Origin of the sequence: Aurantimonas sp. NFXS3 (genome assembly GCF_049132005.1) — a bacterium.
GTDB lineage: Bacteria > Pseudomonadota > Alphaproteobacteria > Rhizobiales > Rhizobiaceae > Aurantimonas > Aurantimonas coralicida.
In genome coordinates this window covers 35,456-57,481 of the sequence record NZ_JAGDDZ010000003.1, presented here as the reverse complement: position 1 = coordinate 57,481, position 22,026 = coordinate 35,456, and the positions used below count along the sequence as shown (strand labels likewise).

19 protein-coding genes are annotated in these 22,026 nt (G+C 66.7%); 9 read left to right on the top strand and 10 right to left on the bottom strand.

Translation table 11 applies throughout. The features are described 5' to 3' along the window. Positions 1-61: 61 nt before the first annotated feature. The 5 genes from J3367_RS10520 to J3367_RS10500 form a co-directional block, all read right to left on the bottom strand. Positions 62-1,252, bottom strand: a complete 1,191-nt coding sequence (locus tag J3367_RS10520) for a D-alanyl-D-alanine carboxypeptidase/D-alanyl-D-alanine-endopeptidase (protein ID WP_024350402.1) — start codon at positions 1,250-1,252, stop codon at positions 62-64. 89 nt (positions 1,253-1,341) lie between these two features. After that, positions 1,342-3,423 carry a hypothetical protein gene (locus J3367_RS10515; protein ID WP_187390491.1) on the bottom strand — a complete coding sequence of 694 codons (2,082 nt, stop codon included), beginning with the start codon at positions 3,421-3,423 and terminating at the stop codon, positions 1,342-1,344. After that, positions 3,420-6,287: a DUF4159 domain-containing protein gene (locus tag J3367_RS10510; RefSeq protein ID WP_421460887.1), complete on the bottom strand. Its 2,868-nt coding sequence runs from the start codon at positions 6,285-6,287 to the stop codon at positions 3,420-3,422. Before J3367_RS10510 ends, J3367_RS10515 begins: the two co-directional genes overlap by 4 nt. Continuing rightward, on the bottom strand, positions 6,284-7,210 hold the full coding sequence (locus tag J3367_RS10505) for a DUF58 domain-containing protein (RefSeq protein WP_024350405.1): 927 nt from the start codon (positions 7,208-7,210) through the stop codon (positions 6,284-6,286). The genes J3367_RS10510 and J3367_RS10505 overlap by 4 nt, the downstream gene beginning before the upstream one ends. Before the next feature lie 14 nt (positions 7,211-7,224). Further along, positions 7,225-8,235, bottom strand: coding sequence for an AAA family ATPase (locus tag J3367_RS10500; RefSeq protein WP_024350406.1), 1,011 nt, complete (start codon positions 8,233-8,235; stop codon positions 7,225-7,227). Between the two features lie 184 nt (positions 8,236-8,419). Here J3367_RS10500 and J3367_RS10495 point away from each other — a divergent pair, with 184 nt between their 5' ends. Genes J3367_RS10495 through J3367_RS10485 form a run of 3 tightly spaced genes read left to right on the top strand, consistent with a single transcriptional unit; the run spans position 8,420 to position 10,955 of the window. Continuing rightward, positions 8,420-9,031: a DUF1285 domain-containing protein gene (locus tag J3367_RS10495; protein ID WP_024350407.1), complete on the top strand. Its 612-nt coding sequence runs from the start codon at positions 8,420-8,422 to the stop codon at positions 9,029-9,031. Between the two features lie 2 nt (positions 9,032-9,033). Next, positions 9,034-9,717, top strand: a complete 684-nt coding sequence (locus J3367_RS10490) for a CoA pyrophosphatase (RefSeq protein WP_024350408.1) — start codon at positions 9,034-9,036, stop codon at positions 9,715-9,717. Then, a complete protein-coding gene (locus tag J3367_RS10485; RefSeq protein WP_024350409.1) occupies positions 9,714-10,955 on the top strand; it encodes a CCA tRNA nucleotidyltransferase in 1,242 nt (413 codons plus the stop codon). The genes J3367_RS10490 and J3367_RS10485 overlap by 4 nt, the downstream gene beginning before the upstream one ends. A 54-nt stretch (positions 10,956-11,009) precedes the next feature. Here the strand turns inward: J3367_RS10485 and J3367_RS10480 are convergent, their stop codons facing one another. Continuing rightward, positions 11,010-11,210 (bottom strand): DUF1059 domain-containing protein, encoded by a 201-nt coding sequence (locus J3367_RS10480; RefSeq protein ID WP_024350410.1) that lies wholly within the window; start codon positions 11,208-11,210, stop codon positions 11,010-11,012. Between the two features lie 88 nt (positions 11,211-11,298). Then, a complete protein-coding gene (hemF, locus tag J3367_RS10475) occupies positions 11,299-12,207 on the bottom strand; it encodes an oxygen-dependent coproporphyrinogen oxidase (protein ID WP_421460884.1) in 909 nt (302 codons plus the stop codon). 241 nt (positions 12,208-12,448) lie between these two features. On the opposite strand from hemF, the gene J3367_RS10470 reads away from it, so the two are divergent. Beyond that, positions 12,449-12,733 (top strand): hypothetical protein, encoded by a 285-nt coding sequence (locus tag J3367_RS10470; protein WP_024350412.1) that lies wholly within the window; start codon positions 12,449-12,451, stop codon positions 12,731-12,733. Between the two features lie 45 nt (positions 12,734-12,778). Here J3367_RS10470 and J3367_RS10465 read toward each other — a convergent pair whose 3' ends face one another. The 3 genes from J3367_RS10465 to J3367_RS10455 all read right to left on the bottom strand — a co-directional run bounded on the left by J3367_RS10465 (position 12,779) and on the right by J3367_RS10455 (position 14,870). After that, entirely contained in the window at positions 12,779-13,744 is a 966-nt protein-coding gene (locus J3367_RS10465; protein WP_421460881.1) for a calcium/sodium antiporter, read from the bottom strand. Between the two features lie 315 nt (positions 13,745-14,059). Continuing rightward, on the bottom strand, positions 14,060-14,239 hold the full coding sequence (locus J3367_RS10460; RefSeq protein WP_024350414.1) for a hypothetical protein: 180 nt from the start codon (positions 14,237-14,239) through the stop codon (positions 14,060-14,062). A gap of 130 nt (positions 14,240-14,369) precedes the next feature. Further along, positions 14,370-14,870 (bottom strand): tRNA (cytidine(34)-2'-O)-methyltransferase, encoded by a 501-nt coding sequence (locus J3367_RS10455; protein ID WP_421460879.1) that lies wholly within the window; start codon positions 14,868-14,870, stop codon positions 14,370-14,372. A gap of 241 nt (positions 14,871-15,111) precedes the next feature. Between J3367_RS10455 and J3367_RS10450 the strand changes: the two genes are divergently transcribed. The 5 genes from J3367_RS10450 (at position 15,112) to J3367_RS10430 (ending at position 22,025) form a co-directional block, all read left to right on the top strand. Continuing rightward, on the top strand, positions 15,112-16,983 hold the full coding sequence (locus J3367_RS10450) for an ABC transporter ATP-binding protein (RefSeq protein ID WP_421460877.1): 1,872 nt from the start codon (positions 15,112-15,114) through the stop codon (positions 16,981-16,983). Beyond that, a complete protein-coding gene (locus tag J3367_RS10445) occupies positions 16,980-18,911 on the top strand; it encodes an ABC transporter ATP-binding protein (RefSeq protein WP_421460875.1) in 1,932 nt (643 codons plus the stop codon). Before J3367_RS10450 ends, J3367_RS10445 begins: the two co-directional genes overlap by 4 nt. Positions 18,912-19,153: 242 nt before the next feature. Continuing rightward, positions 19,154-19,714 (top strand): ubiquinol-cytochrome c reductase iron-sulfur subunit, encoded by a 561-nt coding sequence (petA, locus tag J3367_RS10440; RefSeq protein ID WP_024350418.1) that lies wholly within the window; start codon positions 19,154-19,156, stop codon positions 19,712-19,714. An 18-nt stretch (positions 19,715-19,732) separates the two neighbouring features. Continuing rightward, entirely contained in the window at positions 19,733-21,031 is a 1,299-nt protein-coding gene (locus tag J3367_RS10435; protein ID WP_155898452.1) for a cytochrome b, read from the top strand. Positions 21,032-21,122: 91 nt separating this feature from the next. Continuing rightward, positions 21,123-22,025 carry a cytochrome c1 gene (locus tag J3367_RS10430; protein ID WP_187390664.1) on the top strand — a complete coding sequence of 301 codons (903 nt, stop codon included), beginning with the start codon at positions 21,123-21,125 and terminating at the stop codon, positions 22,023-22,025. The last annotated feature ends 1 nt before the right edge of the window (position 22,026 follow it).

Genomic DNA, 22,026 nt, shown 5'->3' with positions numbered 1-22,026 from the left:
CATTACCCACGCGAATGCAGCGCTCGCACGATCGGGCCGTTCAGTGCACAGCCGGCTTTTGTCAGAAGCCGCGTTCGATGGCGGTGAGCAGGCGGAAGCGCAGCTTGCCGCCGCCGTTCAGCGAGATCACGAACCGCACGTCGCCGTGCCCTGCGGTCCTGGCGAAGCCCGCCAGCGTGCTGACGCCCGAGAAGGTGCCGGTCTTGTAGCGGGAGCCGGCGCGGGTCTTGCGCAGGAGCTCGGCGTGAGGGGCGAAATGGCCCAGCACGCGGGCAAGGCCGCGCGCCGTGAAGCTATTGTCGCGGCTGATGCCCGAGCCTTCCACCAGTTGCATCGCGTCGGGTACGTTATGCGCGGCGAAGATCTCGCGCGCGACACGGATCGATTTCTCGAGGCTGACCGGGCCGCCCTCGCGATGCGCGCCGATCTCCAGAAAGACCTGGTTGGCGATGTAGTTGTTCGAGCCGATCAGCATTTGCCGCAGGATTTCAGCAAGATCGCGCGACTGCTCGTGCACATAGACCGGTGTCATCCCGGCGGGGGCCGGCCCGAGCGATATGTCGCCCTCGATACTGCCGCCGGACCGCTCGATGAAGGCGGCAAGCAGCTCGCCGGCATAGCGGATGCCGATGCTCGGATCTTCCTGGGTCAGGCTGATCCGGCTGCGGCCGTTGGGGCCGCGCGCACGGAACTGGCTGATGGCGAGGGGCGTGATCGGCGTCTGCTCCTCGGCGGACCGGACCGTCTGGCCGTTGCGACGGGCGTTGATCGTGTTGAAGTTGACGGCGAGGGCCGAATTCAGCGCATCATAGGCTTCGTCGGTGGCCTCGATCCCCGGAATGCTAAGCTCGGCGGGATAGTAGCTCGCATCGACCACGATGCCGGTGAAGGGCTCCGTGCCGGTTTCCTCGAGGAGCTTCGGCGCGAGCACGGCGAGTTCCTCGGAGACCAGGAACGGGTCGCCGCCGCCGCGCACATACAGGACCCTGTCGTCGCCGAGATAGAACTGCGTCTTGAAGCGGTAGTCGCCGCCAAGAACCTCCATCGCCAGCCACGCCGTGACGAGTTTGGCGACCGACGCAGGGACGAAGGGCTTGTCGGCGTTCTGGGCGAGCAGCTCGTTGCCGTCTTCGTCCAGCACGAACACCAGCCCGGACGGCGCGAGGGACGCGACCCTGTCCTTGACGTCAGCGGCGGTCTGGACTTGCAGCAGAAGCACCGCGAAGACCGTGGCAAGCAGGCGAGACCACATGGCGGCTCCAGCATGTTCGGCGTGTCGACGTGTTCCTCACACTAGAGGTGCCGATGCGTTAGGCAAGGCTCTCGACAGAGGCGCCAGTCTTACCGCCCTTCGCGATACCAGGTCGCCGACAGCGCCATGAGCAGCACGGCAAGGCCAAGGAAGCCGGCGAAGAGAGGCGTGCGGTCGACGCCGCGCAGCACCGTCTCGTCGGTGGTCTTCAGGCCGATCCAGTCGCGACCGTCGGCATTGGCGCGGCCGCTGACCGGCACGACCCGCGGGAATGATAATTCGCCGTCACCGTCGGCCACCCGGCGCACGCTGCCGCGGGTGGCATCCGAAAGCGGCTGCAGCTTGTCGCCGGTGGAGATGGCTTCGCGATATTCGCGCGGATTGACCGGACCGACATTGGCCAGCGCCCGCAGATCGTCGTTGGCCGCCTGGAACAGTCCGAGTTCTTCGGTCTCCAGCACGCCTTCGTAGCGGCCGGCACCCACCTCGTTCAGCGGCAGCGTCACCGCTCCGCCCGATGGCGTCAGGACGGTGGCAGGGCCGGGGGCATCGCCAATGGTCTGGCGCGTGACGACGAGGTCGGAACCGCGGGCCTCGGCGTCCAGCGCTTCTTCCTCCAGTTCCGGCTCCTTCATCAGCCAATGGGCGAGACGGCGGAACAGGGCGACATGCGGACCGCCGCCTTCGAAGCCGCGCGACCACAGCCATTCCTGATCGGACAGGAGAAGCGCGATGCGGCCTTCGCCGACCCGGTCCAGCACCAGGAGCGGCTTGCCGTCCGGCCCGTCCATCACGGTTTCGCCCTCCGGCTCGCTGACGTCGATCGAGCGGAACCAGCGGCTCCAGTCCGGCGGCTCGCTGGCCGAGCCGGGCAGGTTGCGCGTCACCGGATGCTTGCGGCCGATCTCCGAGATCTGCGGCCGGAAGGCACTCTGTTCGATGTCGCCCGTGGGCAGGGCCGGCAGGATCGATTGCAGCGGCGTGCGGGCGACGCTCTCCTGGCTGGCATATTCCGGGCCGGAGGCGATCAGCATCGCGCCGCCATTCTGCACATACTGGGCGATGTAGTCGAAATAGAGCGACGGCAGCACGCCGCGCTCCTGATAGCGGTCGAAGATGATCAGGTCGAAATCGTCGATCTTCTCGACGAAGAGCTCGCGCGTCGGGAAGGCGATGAGCGACAGCTGGTCGATCGGCGTGCCGTCCTGCTTTTCCGGCGGCCGCAGGATGGTGAAATGCACCAGATCGACGGCGGCGTCGGATTTCAGGAGATTGCGCCAGGTCCGTTCGCCGGCATGGGGTTCGCCCGAGACCAGCAGCACGCGCAGGTTCTCCCGGATACCGTCGACTACCGCGATCGCGCGGTTATTGACGGGGGTGATCTCGTTCGGGTCACGGGCGGCAACGAGTTCGAGGATGTTCTTGCCGGCGCGCGGCAGCTGGAAGACGAACTCCCCATCGCCGCCGGGGCGCACGCTCTCGCGGGAGATCAGGTCGCCATTCAGGAAGACCTGCACCTCGACCGGCCGGTCGGAAGCGGCCGGGCCGTCTTCCAGGACGCGGTAGCGCAGCCTCTGGTCCTCGTCGACCAGGCCGAAGCGCGGGCTGGTGGTAATCTCGATGCGCCGGTCGAATTCGTCCGGCTGACCGGTGATCAGACCATGCACCGGCGCGTCGAAGCCGAGTGCCTGGGCTTCGGCCGGAATGTCGTGGATCTGGCCGTCCGTCACCATGATGGCGCCGGCAACGCGGGCCGGCGCGACATCCTTGAGCGCGCCGGAGAGAGCGCCGAACAGGGCCGTGGTGGCGCCGTCGGTGGGTGAGGCGCCGGAGCGGGCCTCGACGGTGCGCACTTCGAATTCGGGATAGCGGGCAAGGCCCTCCTTCAGCGCTGCTTCCGTAGCGTCGGCCTGGGCGTTGCGCTCGCCTATGGTCTGGCTCTGGCTGCGGTCGACCACGAGGGCGACGACGCTCTTCAGCGGATCACGCTCTTCCTGCAGCACCACCGGATTCATGATCGCGAGCAGCAGCGCCGCAATGGCGAGGATGCGCACCAGCGCGCCGCGGATGCGCGCAACCACCAGCGCCAGCGCGAGCAGCACCGCCGGGACCGCGAGCAGGGCGATCACCGTCCAGGAAAAGAACGGCGCGAAATCGACCGACCAGTTCATTGGCCCAGCCTTTCCAGGAGCGCCGGCACATGCACCTGATCGGCCTTGTAGTTGCCGGTCAGCACGTACATCACGATGTTCACGCCCGCCCTATAGGCATATTCGCGCTGCGCGGGATCGGCGGAATCCGTCGGGAACAGGAACAGGCCCTGGCTGTCGACCGCCCAGGCGCTGGCGAAATCGTTCGATGTGATCATGATCGAGGAGACGCCGTCACCGCCGCGCGCCGGCCGCGCGCCGCCTTCGCCGTCGCGCACCAGCGATTCCACCCAGAGCTGGGAGCCGGTGTGGCGGCCGGGAAAGTCGTCCAGCATGTAGAACGCCTTGGTCAGGACGTGGTCGGTCGGCACCGGGTCCAGCGGCGGCACGTCGAGATCGGCGAGGATCTCGCGCAGCCGGCGCTGTCCTGCCGAGACGTTGCCGCCGGACAGGCCGGAGATCGGATCGTCGGCCACGTCGAACAGCACCGTGCCTCCCTGCTTCATGTAGGCATCCATGCGCCCGATTGCGGTTTCGCTCGGCATCGGTGCACTGGCGTCGATCGGCCAGTAGATGATCGGGAAGAAGGCGAGTTCGTCGGTGGCGATGTCGACGCCCATCGGCTCGCCTGGCTCCAGCGCCGTCTTGGCGGTGATGAATTGCGACAGGCCGGACAGGCCCTGGCGCGAGATCTCGTCGGTCGCTTCGTCGCCGGTCAGCACATAGGCCAGATGCGTCGTCTCCGTCGCCCGGATCGCCCGTTCGACATCGACGTCGTCGTCCGCTGCCGGCTGACCGGATTGCGTCGGTGCCGGCTCCTGTGCGCGGGCATCCGGGACCGTGGCGACCAGTCCGATCACCGCAATCGCGAGGATCGAAGGGAGCGCGCCGGCACGGCCGCGCGAAAAGCGGTTGCCGATGCGGGTCGCCGCACCGTTCAGCCAGAGCAGAGCCAGCGCGTCGAGCGCGAAGAGGACAAGGGCGGCGGCAAACAGCCAGGGCGCCAGATCGACGGCATTCTCGCCGCCATAGCCGCGCGCCTCGACCGGCGCACCGAGATCCAGCGCAGGCAGCGGCTGCAATTCGGCGTCGGCCGGCAGGAGGTTGTGGGCGAGATAGCCTTCCTCGCTGCCATAGAGGCCCGGCGGGTTTTCGCGTGTCACCGGCTGGTCGCCATTGGCGACGGGCTGCAGCGGCTGGACGTCGGCTCCGGGGCTGGTAAGGCGGCCCTGACCGTCGAGCACGCGATAGGGCGGCAGGCTGTCGGCGGCGGTGCGGCCTTCGCTGGGGCCGGCACCCGCCCGCGACAGCGTCACGATCCGCCGCAGCATTTCCACGAAGGCACCGGAGATCGGCAGGTTCGACCAGGTCGCCTCGGCGGTGACGTGGAAGAGGACGATGGTGCCGGCCCCCACCGTCTCGGCGGTCACAAGCGGGGTACCGTCGGCAAGGCTCGCCCATGTCCGCTCGGACAAATCCGCCGCCGGCTCGGCGAGGATCTGGCGGGTCACGGTGACGTCTTCCGGCACGGCGATCCCGGCAAAGGGTTCGTCGTCGGGCATCGGCGCGATCTTCTGGGGCTCGGACCAAGACATGGCGCCGCCGAGCTGGCGTTCGCCCGTACGCAGGCGCACCGGCACCAGCGTGTCGTCGCCCGGCGCGGCGGCGAGGCGCGGGCCGGCAAAGCGCAGGAGATAGCCGCCATCCTCGACGAAGCCCTGCAGCGCCTCGCGGGCATTGTCGGGCAGAATGCCGATATCGGCAAGGACGATGACCGAGGGCCGCCGCGCGATCAGCGCCGGGATGGCCTCGGAGAGATTGGCGCTCTGCGGTCGCACGAGATCGGCAAAGGGCTCCAGCGCCCGGGTGATGTAGTAGAGCGGCGACAGCAGCGGCTGGGCGAGGTCAGAGGATTCGCCCGAGACCAGCGCGACCCGGCGGCGCCGGAAGCTGTCGTCGACCAGCCGAACCGCGCCGGCGGTCTCGGCGCCCTCGACCTCCAGCCGCGCGATGTCGTTGCGCAGTTCCACGGGGATCGCGAAGCGGGCTTCGGCACTGGCCGACCCGGCTGCGAAATCGAGGGACGTGCGACCGATCTCGCGCTCCTGCGCGTCGATCGCGCGAACGGCAAAGCTACGCGGTTCGGCCACCCCGGGGCGGACAGCCTGCACGACCAGCGCTTCCGTCGAATTGTCGGCGCCCGTGAGGCCGACGAGACCGCCAACCTCCGGCGCATAGACGATGGCCTGCGACGGGGCGAGGGCGGCAAGGCTGCGGCTGGCAGCGTCGGTTCCCTCGGCATCGAGACCGTCGGCGACGAAGGCCAGCGAGCCGACGCGGTTGCCCGCAAGCGCGGTCGCGATACGCTCGGCTGCGGCTGCCCGGTCGGCGGGGATGGGGCGCGGTGAAGCCGCGGCGAGGCGCTCCAGCGCGGCGTTGGCTTCGACGGGGGTCGCGTCGTCGGACTGGCCCTCGGCCGTGAAGGCGAGGGAGACAGGGCGCCCAGCTTCGCCGGCTTCGCGGATCAGCCCTTCGGCAGCCGTCCGCCGCACATCGAAATCGCCGCCGCTGGCCCAGCCATTGTCGACCAGCAGCGCCAACGGCCCGGTGCCGGTCAACTGGCCCTCGCGCGGATTGAGGGTCGGGGCGGCCAAGGCGAAGATGATCAGCGCGGCGAGCAGCAGGCGCAGCAACGTCAGCCACCATGGGCTCTTCGACGGCGTCTCCTCGCGCTTGAGCACCCGTTCGAGGATGCGCAGCGGCGGAAAGGTCTCCATCTGCGGCCGCGGCGGCGTCAGCTTCAAGAGCCACCAGATCGCCGGCAGTGCCAGAAGCCCGAACAGCACCAGTGGCGCACCGAACGAAAGGGCGAGCCCGCCGATCAAGCCGAGGCTCCCGCTACGCGCGGCGCGACGGCCTGCGGTGCGCCGCTCAGCCGCCCGTGGACGGCCACCAGGGCTTCGGAGGCCAGATGGTCGGTGCGGTGGGGTATGAAGCTCCAGCCAAGGCGGCGGCAATGCTCGGCGATGTGCTCGCGGCGCGCCCGGTAGACGGTGGCGTATTCCTCGCGCAGGGTCTCGGCACGTCCTGCCGTCAGCGTCGCGCCGGTCTCGGGATCGCGGAATTCGGTCCGGCCGGCATAGGGAAACATCTCCTCCGCCGGATCGGAGATCATCACGATGTGGCCGCGAATGCCGCGCCGGCCGAGCTGGTCGATGCGCGCCACCACCTCGTCGACCGGATCGAGAAGATCGCTGACGATGACCAGTTCGGTGAAACGCTTGAGCCGGTCGTCCGGCGGGAAGGGATCGTCGGGTCGCCGGGAGAGCAGCGCACCTGCGATCCGCTCGGCGGCATTGCGCGCGGAGATCGGATCGACGACGCCGGGATAGCCGATGCGCTCGCCCGAGCGCGACAGGATCTCGGCAAGGGCCAGGACGATGACCAATGCGCGCGATTCCTTGGAGACCTGGGCGGCACTCGACATGAAGCGCATGGACGGCGACGGGTCGGCCCACAGCCACACGGTCTGGGCAGCTTCCCACTCGCGGTCGCGCAGATAGACATGGTCGTCGCGGGCCGAGCGGCGCCAGTCGATGCGCGAGACCGGCTCGCCTTGCACGAAGGGCCGGAACTGCCAGAAATTCTCGCCGACGCCGCGCCGCCGACGGCCGTGCCAGCCGGCGATGACCGTCGACACCACGCGCCGTGCCTCGACCAGAAGGTCGGGCATCAAAGCGGCACGCTGACGCGAACGGGCCAGCGCGTCCGGTGCGGCGGTGAGGTCGACGGTGGAGCCGATCGGCATGCTGGACCCTGACCCTACGCTGCGTCGCGCTTCAGCGCGCCGATGACGTCGCGGACATTCATGCCCTCGGCGCGGGCCGAGAAGTTCAGCGCCATGCGATGTTGCAGGATCGGCTCGGCCAGCGCCATCACGTCGTCCACCGACGGTGCGAAGCGCCCGTCGTAGAGAGCGCGGGCGCGCACGCAGGTCATCAGCGCCTGGCTGGCGCGCGGGCCGGGACCCCAGGCGATGTGGGCGTCGGCCTCCTTGTGGCCGTTGCCCGGCCGGGCTGATCGCACCAGCCGGAGGATCGCGTCGACGACGTTCTCGGCGACCGGCATGCGGCGCACCAGCGTCTGGATCTCGCGCAGGCGGTCCGACGTCATCACCGGCTCGGCGACCTGATCGGCGCCGCCCGTGGTCTCCAGCAGGATGCGGCGTTCCGATTCCAGATCGGGATAGAACACATCGACCTGCATCAGGAAGCGGTCGAGCTGGGCTTCGGGCAGCGGATAGGTGCCTTCCTGCTCCAGCGGGTTCTGGGTCGCCAGCACATGGAAGGGCTTGGGCAGATCGTGCCGCTCGCCGGCGACGGTCACATGGTATTCCTGCATCGACTGGAGCAGCGCGGACTGGGTGCGCGGCGAGGCGCGGTTGATCTCGTCGGCCATCAGGAGCTGGGCGAAGACCGGGCCCTTCACATAGCGGAACGACCGGCGGCCGGTCTCGTCCTGGTCCATCACCTCGGTGCCGACGATGTCGGACGGCATCAGATCGGGCGTGAACTGGATGCGGCGGGCATCCAGGCCCAGCGACAGCCCGAGCGTGTCGACCAGCTTGGTCTTGGCAAGGCCCGGAACACCGACCAGCAGAGCATGCCCGCCGGAGAGGATCGCGATGAGGCTCTGCTCGACGACGCTTTCCTGGCCGAAGATGACCCGCCCGACGGATTCGCGAACCCGTGCGATGTCGGTCAGTGCCGTCTCCGCCAGCCCCACGATGGCGTCCTCGCTGAGGGTCTCCTCCTCGGGCTTCATCATCGTCATCGGGACGGTCTCCGTCAGGTATCGAAGGGAAATGGCCAGATCAGCGTCGATGTGCGATGGCCGTCGCACGGCCGCTTCCACTCATCAAATCGGCCACCGGGACTCCTGGCAAGCTGGCGAGGAGCAACTATTTCGTGACTGCGAAGGCCGGCCAAAATAAGACGAATCCCGATCGGAGGACCCATTGCCGCACCAGCCCAGCGACACGCAGGACGACGCAACAGGAACCGTGCCGACCGATGCCGGCGCCAGCCTCGCGGCTCTTGTCGCCCGTGCCGAGCGTGCAGGCAAGGGCGCCCCGCCGGTGGAACGCTGGGAACCGGAGTTCTGCGGCGACATCGACATGGTGATCCACGCCGATGGCCACTGGAGCTACAATTGCTCGCCGATCGGTCGCCCGGCCCTGGTGCGGCTGTTCTCCACCGTTCTGCGCAAGGATGCCGACGGGCGCACCTATCTCGTTACCCCTGTGGAAAAGCTCGGCATCACCGTCGAAGACGCGCATTTCCAGGCCGTGGAGATGAATCGCGAGATCCATGACGGTGAACCGCTCCTGACGTTCCGCACCGATGTCGGCGACGTCTGCGCCGCAGGGCCGGAGAATCCCCTGCGCCTTAGCATCGGTCCGAATGGCGAGTTTCGCCCCTATGTCACGGTGCGCGGCCGGCTGGAGGCGCGGCTGACCCGGGCGCTGGCCTTCGATCTCGCCGACCATGTGGAGACCGACGGCGAACGCCAGTTCGTGCGCTCCGGCGGCGCGACCTTCGACATAGCCGCATCGCAGGCCGGGTCCTGACCGTGCTGGCCGCAGACCCGACCGGACGGGGCGCCGCCGATGACGCGCCTGCCGGGCGCTACAACGACTTCACCGCGACCGATCTGCGGGCGCGGATCGCCGCGCGCGGCTGGGCCGGCGATGCCGCGCCGACGCGTGAATATGGCGACCATCTGCTGAACCCCGATCTCGTCCAGCTGATGGAGCGCGACCGGGCGCGGGACGCCGCCGTGCTGGTGCCGATCGTCGACCGGGGCGAGGGTGCGACGGTGATCCTGACCACCCGCACCGCGCATCTGCGCAAGCATTCCGGCCAGATTGCCTTTCCGGGAGGCTCCGTCGATCCGGAGGATGCGTCGCCGGAAGCCGCCGCCATCCGGGAAAGCGTCGAGGAGATCGCGCTCGATCCGCACCACGTGGAACCGGTCGGCCGGTTGCCGCGCTACCTGACCACGACAGGCTTCCGCATCACCCCCGTCGTCGCGATCGTGCGGCCGGGTTTCAGCCTCGTCGCCAATCCCGACGAGGTGCAGGACGTTTTCGAGGTGCCGCTCGGCTTCCTGATGAGCGAAGCGAACCACCGCGAGGAAAGCCGCATCTGGCAGGGCATCGAGCGGCGTTACTATGTGATGCCCTTCGGCGAGCGCTTCATATGGGGCGTCACCGCGGGCATCATCCGCACATTGTACGAAGGACTTTACGCATGACCGCCACGACGATCGAGGCAGACTGGCTGACGACGCCGGCTCTGCAGACGCTGCTGGCAACCCTGTCGGCCGATGGCGAGGAGGCGCGGATCGTCGGTGGCGCCGTCCGCAACTCCGTGCTCGGCCATCCGGTAAGCGACATCGACATCGCCACGACGACGGTGCCGGGCGAGACGGTGCGCCGCGTCGAGGCGGCCGGCTTCCGCGCGGTGCCGACCGGGATCGAGCATGGCACCGTAACCGTCGTGACGCCCGAGCATGCCTACGAGGTCACGACCCTTCGTCGCGATATCGAGACCGATGGCCGCCACGCGGTCGTGCATTTCGGCCGCGACTGGAAAGCCGATGCCGAGCGCCGGGACTTTACGATCAACGCGCTCTATGCCCGTGCCGACGGCAGCATCGTCGACCTCGTCGGCGGCATCGAGGATCTCGGCAGCCAGACGCTGCGCTTCATCGGCGATTCGGAGACCCGGATCCGCGAGGATTATCTGCGCATCCTGCGCTTCTTCCGCTTCTTCGCCTGGTACGGGAAGGGCCGGCCGGACGCCGCCGGCATACGGGCTGCGACGCGCCTGAAGGAGGGGCTCGACGGACTGTCGGTCGAACGGGTCTGGACCGAGCTGAAGAAGCTCCTCGCGGCACCGGACCCGTCGCGTGCGCTGCTGTGGATGCGCCAGACCGGCGTCCTGACCCGCATACTGCCGGAGAGTGAGCGCTGGGGGATCGACGCGATCCATTCGCTGGTGGAGAGCGAGGGAGCCTTCGGCTGGGCACCCGATCCGATGCTGCGGCTCGCAGCCATTGTGCCGCCGGATCCGGCGCGCCTGACCCAGATGGCGGAACGGTTGAAGCTGTCCAACGCCGATCGCGATCGCATCGTCGGCTTCGCCATCGCCGAACCGGCAAAACCGGAAGAGAGCGACTCCGCCTTTCGCTCCCGGCTGTATTTCGGAGATCGGGCCGCCATCGCCGACCGGCTGCGGCTGGCCGTCGCATCGGCGCGCGGCAAGGCGGAATTCTCGCGCGAGACGCTCGACGCCATCGCCAGGCTAACCAGCCAGCTGGAAATCGTCGCCACTTTCGCGCCACCTGCCTTCCCGGTCAGCGGCGAGGATCTGAAATCGGCCGGTATCGCGCCGGGGCCGGAGATGGGCAAGACCCTCGACAGGCTGCGCAAGCTGTGGGCGAGCAGCGGCTTCGTTCTCGGGCGCGAGAGCCTGCTCGAACGGGTCTGACTCGGTCCGCAGCATCGCACCGATACAAAAAAGCGGGCCTCGCGCCCGCTTTTTCTACGCCGCGATCGTCGATCGACGGATATTCGCCTCTTCGCGGGTGCGGGTCCGCATCGCATCCAGCATTGCCGGCGAGATGTGCTCGAGGCCGAACTGGCGGGCCTGAACGATGGCCCTGCGGATGACTTCCGCCTCGGACTCGGCGCGAATGACTCTCCGGCAACCGGGAATTACGCCTGAACAATCCAGCTCATACATGAGATCCTCCCTGATCCGTCACGACTAGAGCAGGAAAAACGTCCGATCTTTTAAATGGTTCAAGGTCGACGGAAAGTTTCGCTGCCTGTCAGGGCCATTTCACCACGGGCGGCATCGACGACAGGATCGAGTTGACGTTGCCGCCGGTCTTCAGGCCGAACAGCGTGCCCCGGTCGTAGAGCAGATTGTACTCCACATAGCGACCCCGGCGAATGAGCTGCTCTTCACGATCGGCCTCGGTGAACGGCTGGACGACGTTCTGCCGGACGATGTGCGGATAGACGACGAGAAACGCCTTGCCGACATCGCGGGTGAAGGCGAAATCGGCGTCCCAGCCACCGGCATCGTCGGACGAGTGCAGCCAGTCATAGAAGATGCCGCCGACGCCGCGCGCCTCGTTGCGATGCGGCAGATAGAAATAGGTGTCGCACCATTCCTTGAACTTGGCGTAGTCGGCGACGCCCGAATGGCGGTCGCACACGAACTGCAGGGCCTTGTGGAAGGCGAGCGTGTCGCGGTCGTCGTCGGTCCTGCGCCGGTCGAGCGTCGGAGTGAGGTCGGCGCCGCCACCGAACCACTGCCTGGTCGTCACCACCATGCGGGTGTTCATGTGGACGGCGGGCACGTTGGGATTGCGCATATGGGCAATCAGCGAAATGCCGGAGGCCCAGAAGGTCGGGTCCTCTTCGGCGCCGGGGATCTGCTTGCGGAACTCGGGCGAGAACTCGCCATGCACCGTCGAGGTATGGACGCCGACCTTCTCGAAGACGCGGCCATGCATCATCGACATCAGGCCGCCACCGCCTTCGTTCTCGCGCGACCATTCGGTCTGTTCGAACCGGCCCGGCTCCAGTCCGGTCTCCTCGCCGAAACCGTCCTCGATCTCCTCGAATACCTTGCAGATGCGGTCGCGCAGGGCCTCGAACCAGGCCTGGGCGGTCGCCTTCTTGGTTTCGATGTCTTCGGGAAGCCCCTCGGGCAAATTCGGCCGTTCCATGCGACGCACTCTTTTCGATGCTGGCGGGACATCCCGCACTGACTGTCTGGCACTTGCGCCGGTCTCTCCGACCGATGCGCCGCCGGTCTTACAGGCACGACATCTGGAGCCGAACCGCAAAATGCCAACCTCGTGACGAGGCGGATGGTCTCCGTTGTGCCGGTATCGCGCGATTCGCAAAAGCGTTCGCTGCCCGCTATCTTGTGGGTCCTGACGATCGGAAGTTCGAGAGACGACCAGCATGTCCCGGTTGACACCGCCGCCGCTTGGCGGTCTTTCCCGCCAGCTCAAACGGACGCGCGGCTCACGCGGCGTCGGCCGCGATGCCAGCAGAATGGCGGGATCGGCAGGCGACAGCTTCGTGCGCGAGACCTTCATCCTGCCGCGCGACGCCGCGCGCACCAAGGCGCGCGAATGGCTCGATCGCTACCCCAAGGCGGCCTACTGGACGTCGGTGGAAAGCTGGCGTGCCCTGCCGGAGGGCGACATCGAGTTCACCATGCGCCGGCTGCCCAGCGCCGACTGACGGCGAAAGCACGGCCGATCGCGGCGCATCTCCGGCCGCGGCGTTTCAGAGCCCCGCCTGAACCACGATGTAGCCGGCATAGGCGACGAGCATGACCGCCGCCATCGGGCGCCCGATGGTGCGAAACGCGAAGAGATAGACCAGCATGGCCACCGCGATCGCGGCCATGATCGGCCCGTCCCAGATGGCGAAGCGGCCGGACACCGCGATCGGAGCGATCACCGCGGTCGCGCCGAGAATGCTCAGGATGTTGAAGATGTTCGAGCCAACGACGTTGGCGAGAACCACCTGCGACTGCCGCTTCCATCCGGCGATGAGCGCCGTTGCCAGTTCGGGAAGGGACGTTCCGATCGCGACAACGGTCACGCCGATCACGGCTTCCGATACGCCGAAGTCACGCGCGATGCCGACCGCGCCCGTGACCATCAGCCGGGCCCCGACCACCAGCATCACGATGCCGGCGACCACCCGGAGCAGCGCCGGCAGGAGCGCCAGACCCTCTTCGTCGTCATCCCTGTCTGCGTCGTCGCGGTCCGACCCTTTCGCAAGCCGCCGCCGCTTTTGCTCCAGCGCATAGGTGGTGAAGAGGTAGACGGCAAGAGCGGCGAGGAGGCCGGCGCCGGCCAGCCGGCCGATACTGCCGGTCAGGAAAAGCGCCACGGCGATGAGCGAGGCCGCAACCATCATGATCAGGTCGCGCCGGATTGCCGGATCGCTGTTGACGACCGGCGCGATGAGACCGGCGGCGCCGACGATCAGCAGGACATTGGCGATGTTGGAGCCGACGACGTTGCCGACCGAGATGTCCGGCGAGCCGGAGAGCGCTGCCTGCACGGAAACCAGCAGTTCCGGCGCCGACGTGCCGAAGCCCACGATGACCAGGCCGACGACCAGTTTCGAGATTCCGTAGCGGGTGGCGATGGCGACGCTGCCGCGAACCAGGAACTCGCCGCCACCGAACAGGAGGACGGCACCGGCAACGAGGTAGGCAATATCCCAGACGATCGGCAATGCGGTCTCAACCCGAAATTCGAGGGCAGCAAGCCCGGTGATGGTTCAGGCGTACTGCCTGTCCGACATCGGCGATGTGGGAAGCCATCTTCGTTCCGCCAAGCGTTGTGGGAAGGAGATCCGGCAGAAACCGCATCCTGCAAGCCGGCGACACGACGCTGCGGACGAATGGGGGCATCGGAAAAAGGGGGGGAGGAAAGAAATCGCGCGAGTTGAGCGATGAAAGGCCGCGGAACATCGTCGACGCAGGCCGGTTTGTCTTCGCCGATCAGGAATCAGCGACAGTGCCGCGCCTGGAACGGCGCGGCTTCGCGATCAGCGCGGATTGCTGCCCGGCTGCGGCATCTTGGCTTCGGCAACCTGCAGACGCTCGAGTTGTTCGCGGATCGACTGTGGCAGCCCTGTCGGCGCCGAGAAGCTCGGCGTGTTCTGAAGAAAACGCGCGATCTCCGACTGGCGCCGTCTGTTCGAAAGCGTTCTGGCCAGTTCACTCATTTCATTGGCCTTTCAGGTAGAAGAGAGCAAATTTCCAACGTTGGACAGGCAACGTGCCTTTCGCAGGTCGGTTCCTCATATTGCTTGGATTTGCTTAATCGGACGCTAACGATGACGATTCCGACTTGAGTTATTGTTGCCAGCGTAACTGTCGGAGAACTTCACCGGCCGCCATTCCGGCGGCGACGGCCAGATTGAGCGACCGTCCACCGCCATCCATCGGGATCGTCACCCTTGCGTCCGCCATCGCATGGATGGCGTCGGGGACGCCGGCGCTCTCGCGACCGAACATCACGACGTCTCCCGGTGCGAAGGCGAAATCCGTATAGACTTCGGAGCTGCGGGTGGTGAACAGCACGATCCGCCGTCCGGCCGTGCGGCGCGCCGCGTCGAACGCGGCGAAATCGACGTGCCGGACCAGCCGCGACATGGCAAGGTAATCCATCCCCGCACGCTTCAGCGCCCGGTCCGACAAGTCGAAGCCGGCCGGTTCGATGATCTCGACCGGCAGTCCCAGACAGGCGCCCAGCCGCAGGATCGTGCCGGTGTTTCCGGCGATGTCGGGCTGGTACAGCGCCAACGAGATCTGCGGCCCGCTCTCGGATGGCGTGTCGGTGCTGTCTGGTTTCACGATGCTGTCACTCGCCTGCGCTGTCCGGCCCCGTGATTCCGCAGCCAGGCTTCCTATATCCCGAATATGTCGGCGATGCTCCTGACAGGGGGCGAGCGCGCCATCCTTCGCAACGACGACACAGTCTGCAGTCAATGTCCCGCGGCATGGTCGCCGGGATCCGGGAGCGCCGCTCCGCCGCCGTTCGGGTGTTTCCGGAGCGGCGGAGCCGCCCCGACACACCGATTGGAAAGCCTTTTTGATGTTCTCGTTGTTCGAGAGGATGGTGGAGCCGTTCCCGCCGCGGGATCTGACCACGCCGCCGCAGGGCGGCCTGTTCCGTTTCGTCTGGTTCTACGCCAAGCCCGTCTGGCCGCTGCTCGTTGCGACCGCGATCCTGACCTCGCTGATCTCGATCGTCGAGGTCTCGCTGTTCGGTTTCCTCGGCCAGATCGTCGACTGGTTCTCGGGCGTCTCGCGCGAGACCTTCATGGCCGAGAACGGCCTGACGCTGGCGCTGATGGCGGCCGTGGTGCTGGTGCTGCTTCCGGGCCTCGTCTTTCTCGAAGGGCTCGTTACCTTCCAGGGCCTCGCCGCCAATTTTCCCATGCGTTTCCGCTGGATGGTGCATCGCTGGATGCTCGGCCATTCGATGGGCTTCTATCAGGACGAATTCGCCGGACGGATCTCCACCAAGCTGATGCAGACCGCGCTCGCCGTGCGCGAGACGGTGATGAAGTCGATCGACGTCTTCCTCTATGTGGTCGTCTATTTCACCGGCATCGTCGTCCTCGTGGCGGCGGCCGACTGGAAGCTGGTTCTGCCCTTCGCCGCCTGGGTCGCGATCTACGCGCTGATCCTGTGGTACTTCATCCCGCGCCTCGACCGGGTCTCGCAGAGTCAGGCCGATGCCCGTGCCGAGATGACCGGCCGCGTGGTCGACGCCTATGCCAATGTCGCGACCGTCAAGCTCTTCGCCCACACCCGGCGCGAGGCCGACTACGCGCAGCGCTCCATGCGCGGCTTTCTCGGCACGGTCTACGGTCAGATGCGGCTGGTGAACCTCTTCTATGTCTCGCTCTACGCGCTGAACTCGCTGCTGCTCTTCGCCGTCGGCGCCCTGTCGATCTGGCTGTGGCTCGGCGAACTGGTCAGCGTCGGCGCCATCGCCGCGGCGATCGGCCTCGTTCTGCGGATCAACGGCATGTCGCAATGGATCATGTGGGAGGTTTCGGCGCTGTTCGAGAACATCGGCACGATCCGCGACGGCATGTCCACCTTCACGATCCCGCACGCCATTACCGATCGCAAGACCGCGCCCGCGCTGGTCGTCGACCGCGGCGAGATCGCCTTCGAGAACGTCGCCTTCCACTATGGCCGCGGCGACGGCGTCTTGCAGGATTTCGAGCTGACCGTGCGGCCGGGCGAGAAGGTCGGCCTTGTCGGGCGTTCGGGGGCAGGCAAGTCCACCATCCTCAATCTTCTCCTGCGCTTCCACGACGTGGAATCCGGCCGCGTTCTGATCGACGGGCAGGATATCGCGACGGTGAAGCAGGAATCGCTGCGCAGCCAGATCGGCATGGTCACGCAGGACACCTCGCTGCTGCACCGTTCGATCCGCGACAACATCCTCTACGGGCGGCCCGACGCCAGCGAGGCCGATCTTCTGCGCGCCATCGAACGCGCCGAGGCGGCCGACTTCATCGCCGAGCTTCGGGACATCGAGGGACGCAGCGGGCTCGACGCGGAGGTCGGCGAGCGGGGCGTCAAGCTCTCGGGCGGCCAGCGCCAGCGCATCGCCATTGCCCGCGTCATGCTGAAGGACGCGCCGATCCTGCTGCTCGACGAAGCCACCTCGGCGCTGGACTCCGAGGTCGAGGCGGCGATCGCCGGCAATCTCTACCGTCTGATGGAAGGCAAAACCGTCATCGCGGTCGCCCATCGCCTCTCGACTATCGCGGCCCTCGACCGGCTGATCGTCCTTGACCAGGGCCGCATCGTCGACGAGGGGACCCATTCCGAACTGCTCGACCGGGGCGGCCTCTATGCGCAATTGTGGACCCGCCAGACGGGCGGCTTCCTGCTCGGTGACCCCGACGCGGATGCGGCCTCGACCATAAGGGCCGCCGAATGATGGACCGCTTTCTCCGGCGCTTCGAGACGCTGCTCGATCCCTTCGAGGATCAGGGGGAGAACCGCGAGGATGCGCGGCTCAATCGCACCGGCCATCTGGCCCCGCTGCCGTCGGAGACCAACCGCTTCATCTGGCACTTCGCTCGTCAGGCGAAATGGCCGCTAGGAGCCCTGCTGATCACGGGCGGGCTGACCGGGGGCATCGAAGCAGCGCTCTATACCGGCGTCGGCTGGTTGATCGACGCCATGGAGCGGTCCACGCCGGCGACGTTCCTGTCGGAGAATTTCTGGCTGGTGGCGATCCTCGCCTTCCTGACGCTGATCGGCCGCGCGCTGGTGCTGTTTGCCTCCTCGGTGCTGGAAGAGCAGGTGATCTCGCCGAGCTTCTACAATCGCGTCCGATGGCAGAGCTATCGCCGGCTGATGGAGCAGACCTACACCTTCTTCCAGAACGACTTCGCCGGACGGCTGTCGCAGAAGGTCCAGCAGGTCGGGCAGGCCACGGGCGACTTCATCACGACGATCCTCCAGACCTTCTGGTCCTTCGTCACCTTCATCATCCTGACCGTCAGCATCCTCGGCGCCATCGACTGGCGAATGGCGATGGTGCTGGGCCTGTGGACGCTCGGCTATGTCTGGATCATCCGCAATCTCCTGCCGAAGATCCGCGAGAACGGCCGGGCGGCCGCCGAGGCCCGGTCGGTCGTTTCCGGCCGCGTCGTCGACAGCTTCACCAATATCCTCTCGGTGAAGCTGTTCGACTCGTCCCGGCGCGAGGATGCCTTCGTGAAGGACGGCTTTGGTTATCTCGTCGACGCGGTACGACGCATGACCCGGGCGCTCACCGGCGTGCGCACCGCGGTCGCCGTCCTCAACGGCCTGATGATGACCGGTGTCGGAGCGGTCGCGATCCTCGGCTGGCAGGCGGGCAGCGTCACCACCGGCGGCGTTGCGATCGCGCTGGGCCTGGTTCTGCGCCTCAACCAGATGTCGGGCTGGATGATGTTCAACATCAACGGTCTGGTGCGCAATTACGGTACCATCCAGGACGCCGTCGCCACCGTGACCGCGCAGCCTGCGCTGGTCGACCGTGCGGACGCACAGCCGCTGACCGCGACGCGCGGCGAGATCCGCTACGAGAACGTGACGTTCCACTATGGCAAGGGTGGCGGGGTCATCGAGGATCTGTCGCTCACGATCCGGGCGGGCGAGAAGGTCGGGCTCGTCGGCCGCTCCGGCGCCGGCAAGACGACGCTCGTCAACCTGCTGCTGCGGCTCTACGACCTCGAGGGCGGCCGCATCCTGGTCGACGGGCAGGACATTGCCGCGGTGACCCAGGCCTCGCTGCGCGGCGCCGTCGGCGTGGTGACGCAGGACACGTCGCTGCTGCACCGCTCAATCCGCGACAACATCGCCTATGGCCGGCCCGGCGCCGACGATGGCGACATCCTCTCGGCGGCCGAGCGCGCCAGCGCCGAGGAGTTCATTCCCGGCCTGCGTGACCCGAAGGGCCGCAGCGGCTACGATGCCCATGTGGGTGAGCGGGGCATCAAGCTCTCGGGTGGCCAGCGCCAGCGGATCGCCATTGCCCGCGTCCTCCTCAAGGACGCCCCGATCCTCGTTCTCGACGAGGCGACCTCGGCGCTCGATTCGGAGGTGGAGGCTGCCATCCAGGACAATCTGTCCGCCATGATGCAGGGCAAGACCGTGATCGCCATCGCCCACCGCCTGTCGACGCTGGCCGCCATGGACCGGTTGATCGTGCTCGACGAAGGGCGGATCGTGGAGGAGGGGACCCATGCGGAGCTGATCGCCGGCGGGGGACTGTATGCAAGCCTTTGGGCACGCCAGTCCGGCGGCTTCCTCTATGCGGGCGACGCCACGAGGACCGAACCAGTTCCTCAGGAGCCCGATCGCGCCCCCGCATGAGGGCCATGACTGGTCAGCCGGCACCCACCCGGCTGCCCTGAGGCTTGTGATCGCACAGCGACACTTGGACCTTGGAGCCCTCCAGTCTGGACAAGCGCCAAGGTTCGCGCATAGAAACGCCCGAAATCGTAATCCTGTCAGGAGCGTGGCGATATTGCGTCATGTCTCCTCTTGCCGCACGGGGTCGAATCCGCAACAAGCGGGGCGATCCGCGCACGATCAGTCAAGGAGTGGCAGCCGCCGTGAGCCTCAACGAAACCACCGAACCCAGCCGTCGGGATTTCCTCTACATCGCCACTGGTGCGGTCGGCGCAGTCGGCGCGGCGGCGTTGGCCTGGCCGTTCATCGACCAGATGAACCCCGATGCCGCGACGCTCGCTCTCGCCGAGATCGACGTCGATGTCAGCCAGGTCGAGGTGGGCCAGTCGATCACCGCCAAGTGGCGCGGCAAGCCGATCTTCATCCGTCAGCGTACGGAAGCCGAGATCGAGGAGGCCCGTGCGGTTCCGCTCGAAGAGCTGAAGGATCCGATCGCCCGGAACGCGAACCTTTCGGGTGACGCGCCGGCGACCGACGAAAACCGTGCGACGGAGGGCAAGGAAGCCTGGCTGGTGATGGTCGGTGTCTGTACGCATCTGGGCTGTATCCCGCTCGGCAATTCCGGCCCGTTCGACGGCTGGTTCTGCCCGTGCCACGGATCGTCCTATGACACCGCCGGCCGCATCCGGCAGGGGCCGGCGCCGACGAACATGGACATCCCGCCCTATACGTTCACGTCCGACACCACCGTCCGCATCGGCTGATCCGGGAGAAGGTTACCCATAATGAGCAGTCATTCTTCCTACGTGCCGTCGAGCGGTGTCATGCAGTGGCTGGACGCCCGTCTGCCGCTACCGCGCCTCGTCTACGATTCCTTCGTGGCATATCCGACGCCGCGCAACCTGAACTACGCCTACACCTTCGGCGGAATCCTCGCGATCTTCCTGGTCTCGCAGATCCTCACCGGCGTCGTCCTGGCCATGCACTATGCGGCCTCCTCGGGCATCGCCTTCGAGTCGGTCGAGAAGATCATGCGTGACGTCAACTGGGGCTGGCTGCTGCGCTACATGCACGCCACCGGCGCGTCGTTCTTCTTCATTGCGGTGTATCTGCACATCTTCCGCGGCCTCTATTACGGCTCGTACAAGCAGCCGCGCGAGGTGCTCTGGATCCTCGGCGTGATCATCTTCCTCCTGATGATGGCGACCGCTTTCATGGGCTACGTTCTGCCCTGGGGCCAGATGTCCTTCTGGGGCGCCACGGTGATCACCGGCTTCTTCACCGCCTTCCCGCTGATCGGCGAGCCGATCCAGCAGCTGCTGCTTGGCGGCTTCTCAGTGGACAACGCCACGCTGAACCGCTTCTTCTCGCTGCATTACCTGCTGCCCTTCATGATCGCCGGCGTCGTTATCCTGCACGTCTGGGCGCTGCATGTGACCGGCCAGACCAATCCGACCGGCGTCGAGGTCAAGTCGTCGAAGGACACGGTTCCGTTCACGCCGCACGCCACGGTCAAGGACGGCTTCGCGATGGTCGTGTTCCTTGCGATCTTCGCCTATTTTGTCTTCTACCTGCCGAACTTCCTCGGCCATCCCGACAACTACATCGAGGCAAACCCGCTTCAGACGCCGGCTCACATCGTTCCGGAATGGTACTTCCTGCCGTTCTACGCGATGCTGCGCGCCATCACCTTCAACATCGGCCCGATCGATTCCAAGCTCGGCGGCGTGCTGGTGATGTTCGGATCGATCATCGTCCTGTTCTTCCTGCCGTGGCTCGATACCTCGCGGGTGCGCTCGGCGGCCTATCGTCCCATCTACCGGGTGCTGTTCTGGGTCTTCGCCTTCGACTGCGTGTTCCTGGGCTGGCTCGGTGCGAAGCCGGCGGAGGGCATCTACCCGACGCTCGCCCTCATCGGCACGATCTACTACTTCGCGCACTTCCTGATCATCCTGCCGATCCTCGGTCTCGTGGAGAAGCCGAAGAAGCTGCCGAACTCGATCACGGAGGCCGTGCTGGCCAAGCATGGCGGCAGCGGTCGGCCGGCCGGCGCGACTGCTTCACCAGAGACCAAAGGCTGAGCTCGGACGGCTTCGGAGAGAACATTCCATGATTAGACTATTGTCAGCCCTGCTCGCGGCCGGCGTCTTCACCGCTCCGATGTCGGTGGCGATGGCTCAGGACGCACAGCCGGAAGCGGTCGAGGCTCAGGCCGAGGCCGAAGGCACGGCAGCCGAGGGTGCGGCGGCCGAAGGTGCAGCCGAGACCGAGGCGGAACACGAGGCCGCAGCCGAAGAGGGACACGGCGAAACGCCGCATTACCCGCTTCGCAAGCCGGAAGAGATGAGCTGGAGCTTTGCCGGCCCGTTCGGTCATTACGACCTCGGCCAGCTGCAGCGCGGTCTAAAGGTGTACAAGGAAGTCTGCGCCTCCTGTCACGGGATGAACCTCGTGGCGATGCGCACGCTGACCGATCTCGGCTACAGCGAAGCGCAGGTGAAGGCCTTCGCCGCCGAATACACCGTCCAGGACGGCCCGGATGATTCCGGCGAGATGTTCGAGCGGCCCGGTATTCCGTCGGATTACTTCCCGGCGCCGTTTCCGAACCCGGCAGCCGCCGCTGCGGCCAATGGCGGTGCTCATCCGCCAGACTTCTCGCTGCTCGCCAAGGCGCGCGCCGTCGAACGGGGTTTCCCGACCTTCGTGTTCGACATCTTCACCCAGTATGCCGAAGGCGGTCCGGATTACATCCATGCCCTCTTGACCGGATACGGCGAAGAGGCACCGGCCGATATCACGATCCAGCCGGGGACCTACTACAACCCGTACTTCATCTCGGGCCCCGCCCTGGCGATGCCGCCGCCGCTGTCGGACGACCTGATCGAGTATCCGGATGGGGCGCCCCAGACCGTCGATCAGTATTCGCGCGACGTGACCGCCTTCATGATGTGGGCCGCCGAGCCGCACATGGTCGAGCGCAAGGCAACCGGCCTCATCGTGATGGTCTTCCTGATCATCTTCGCCGCGATGCTGTTCCTGGTGAAGCGCCGGGTATGGGCGGGTACGCCGCACTGAT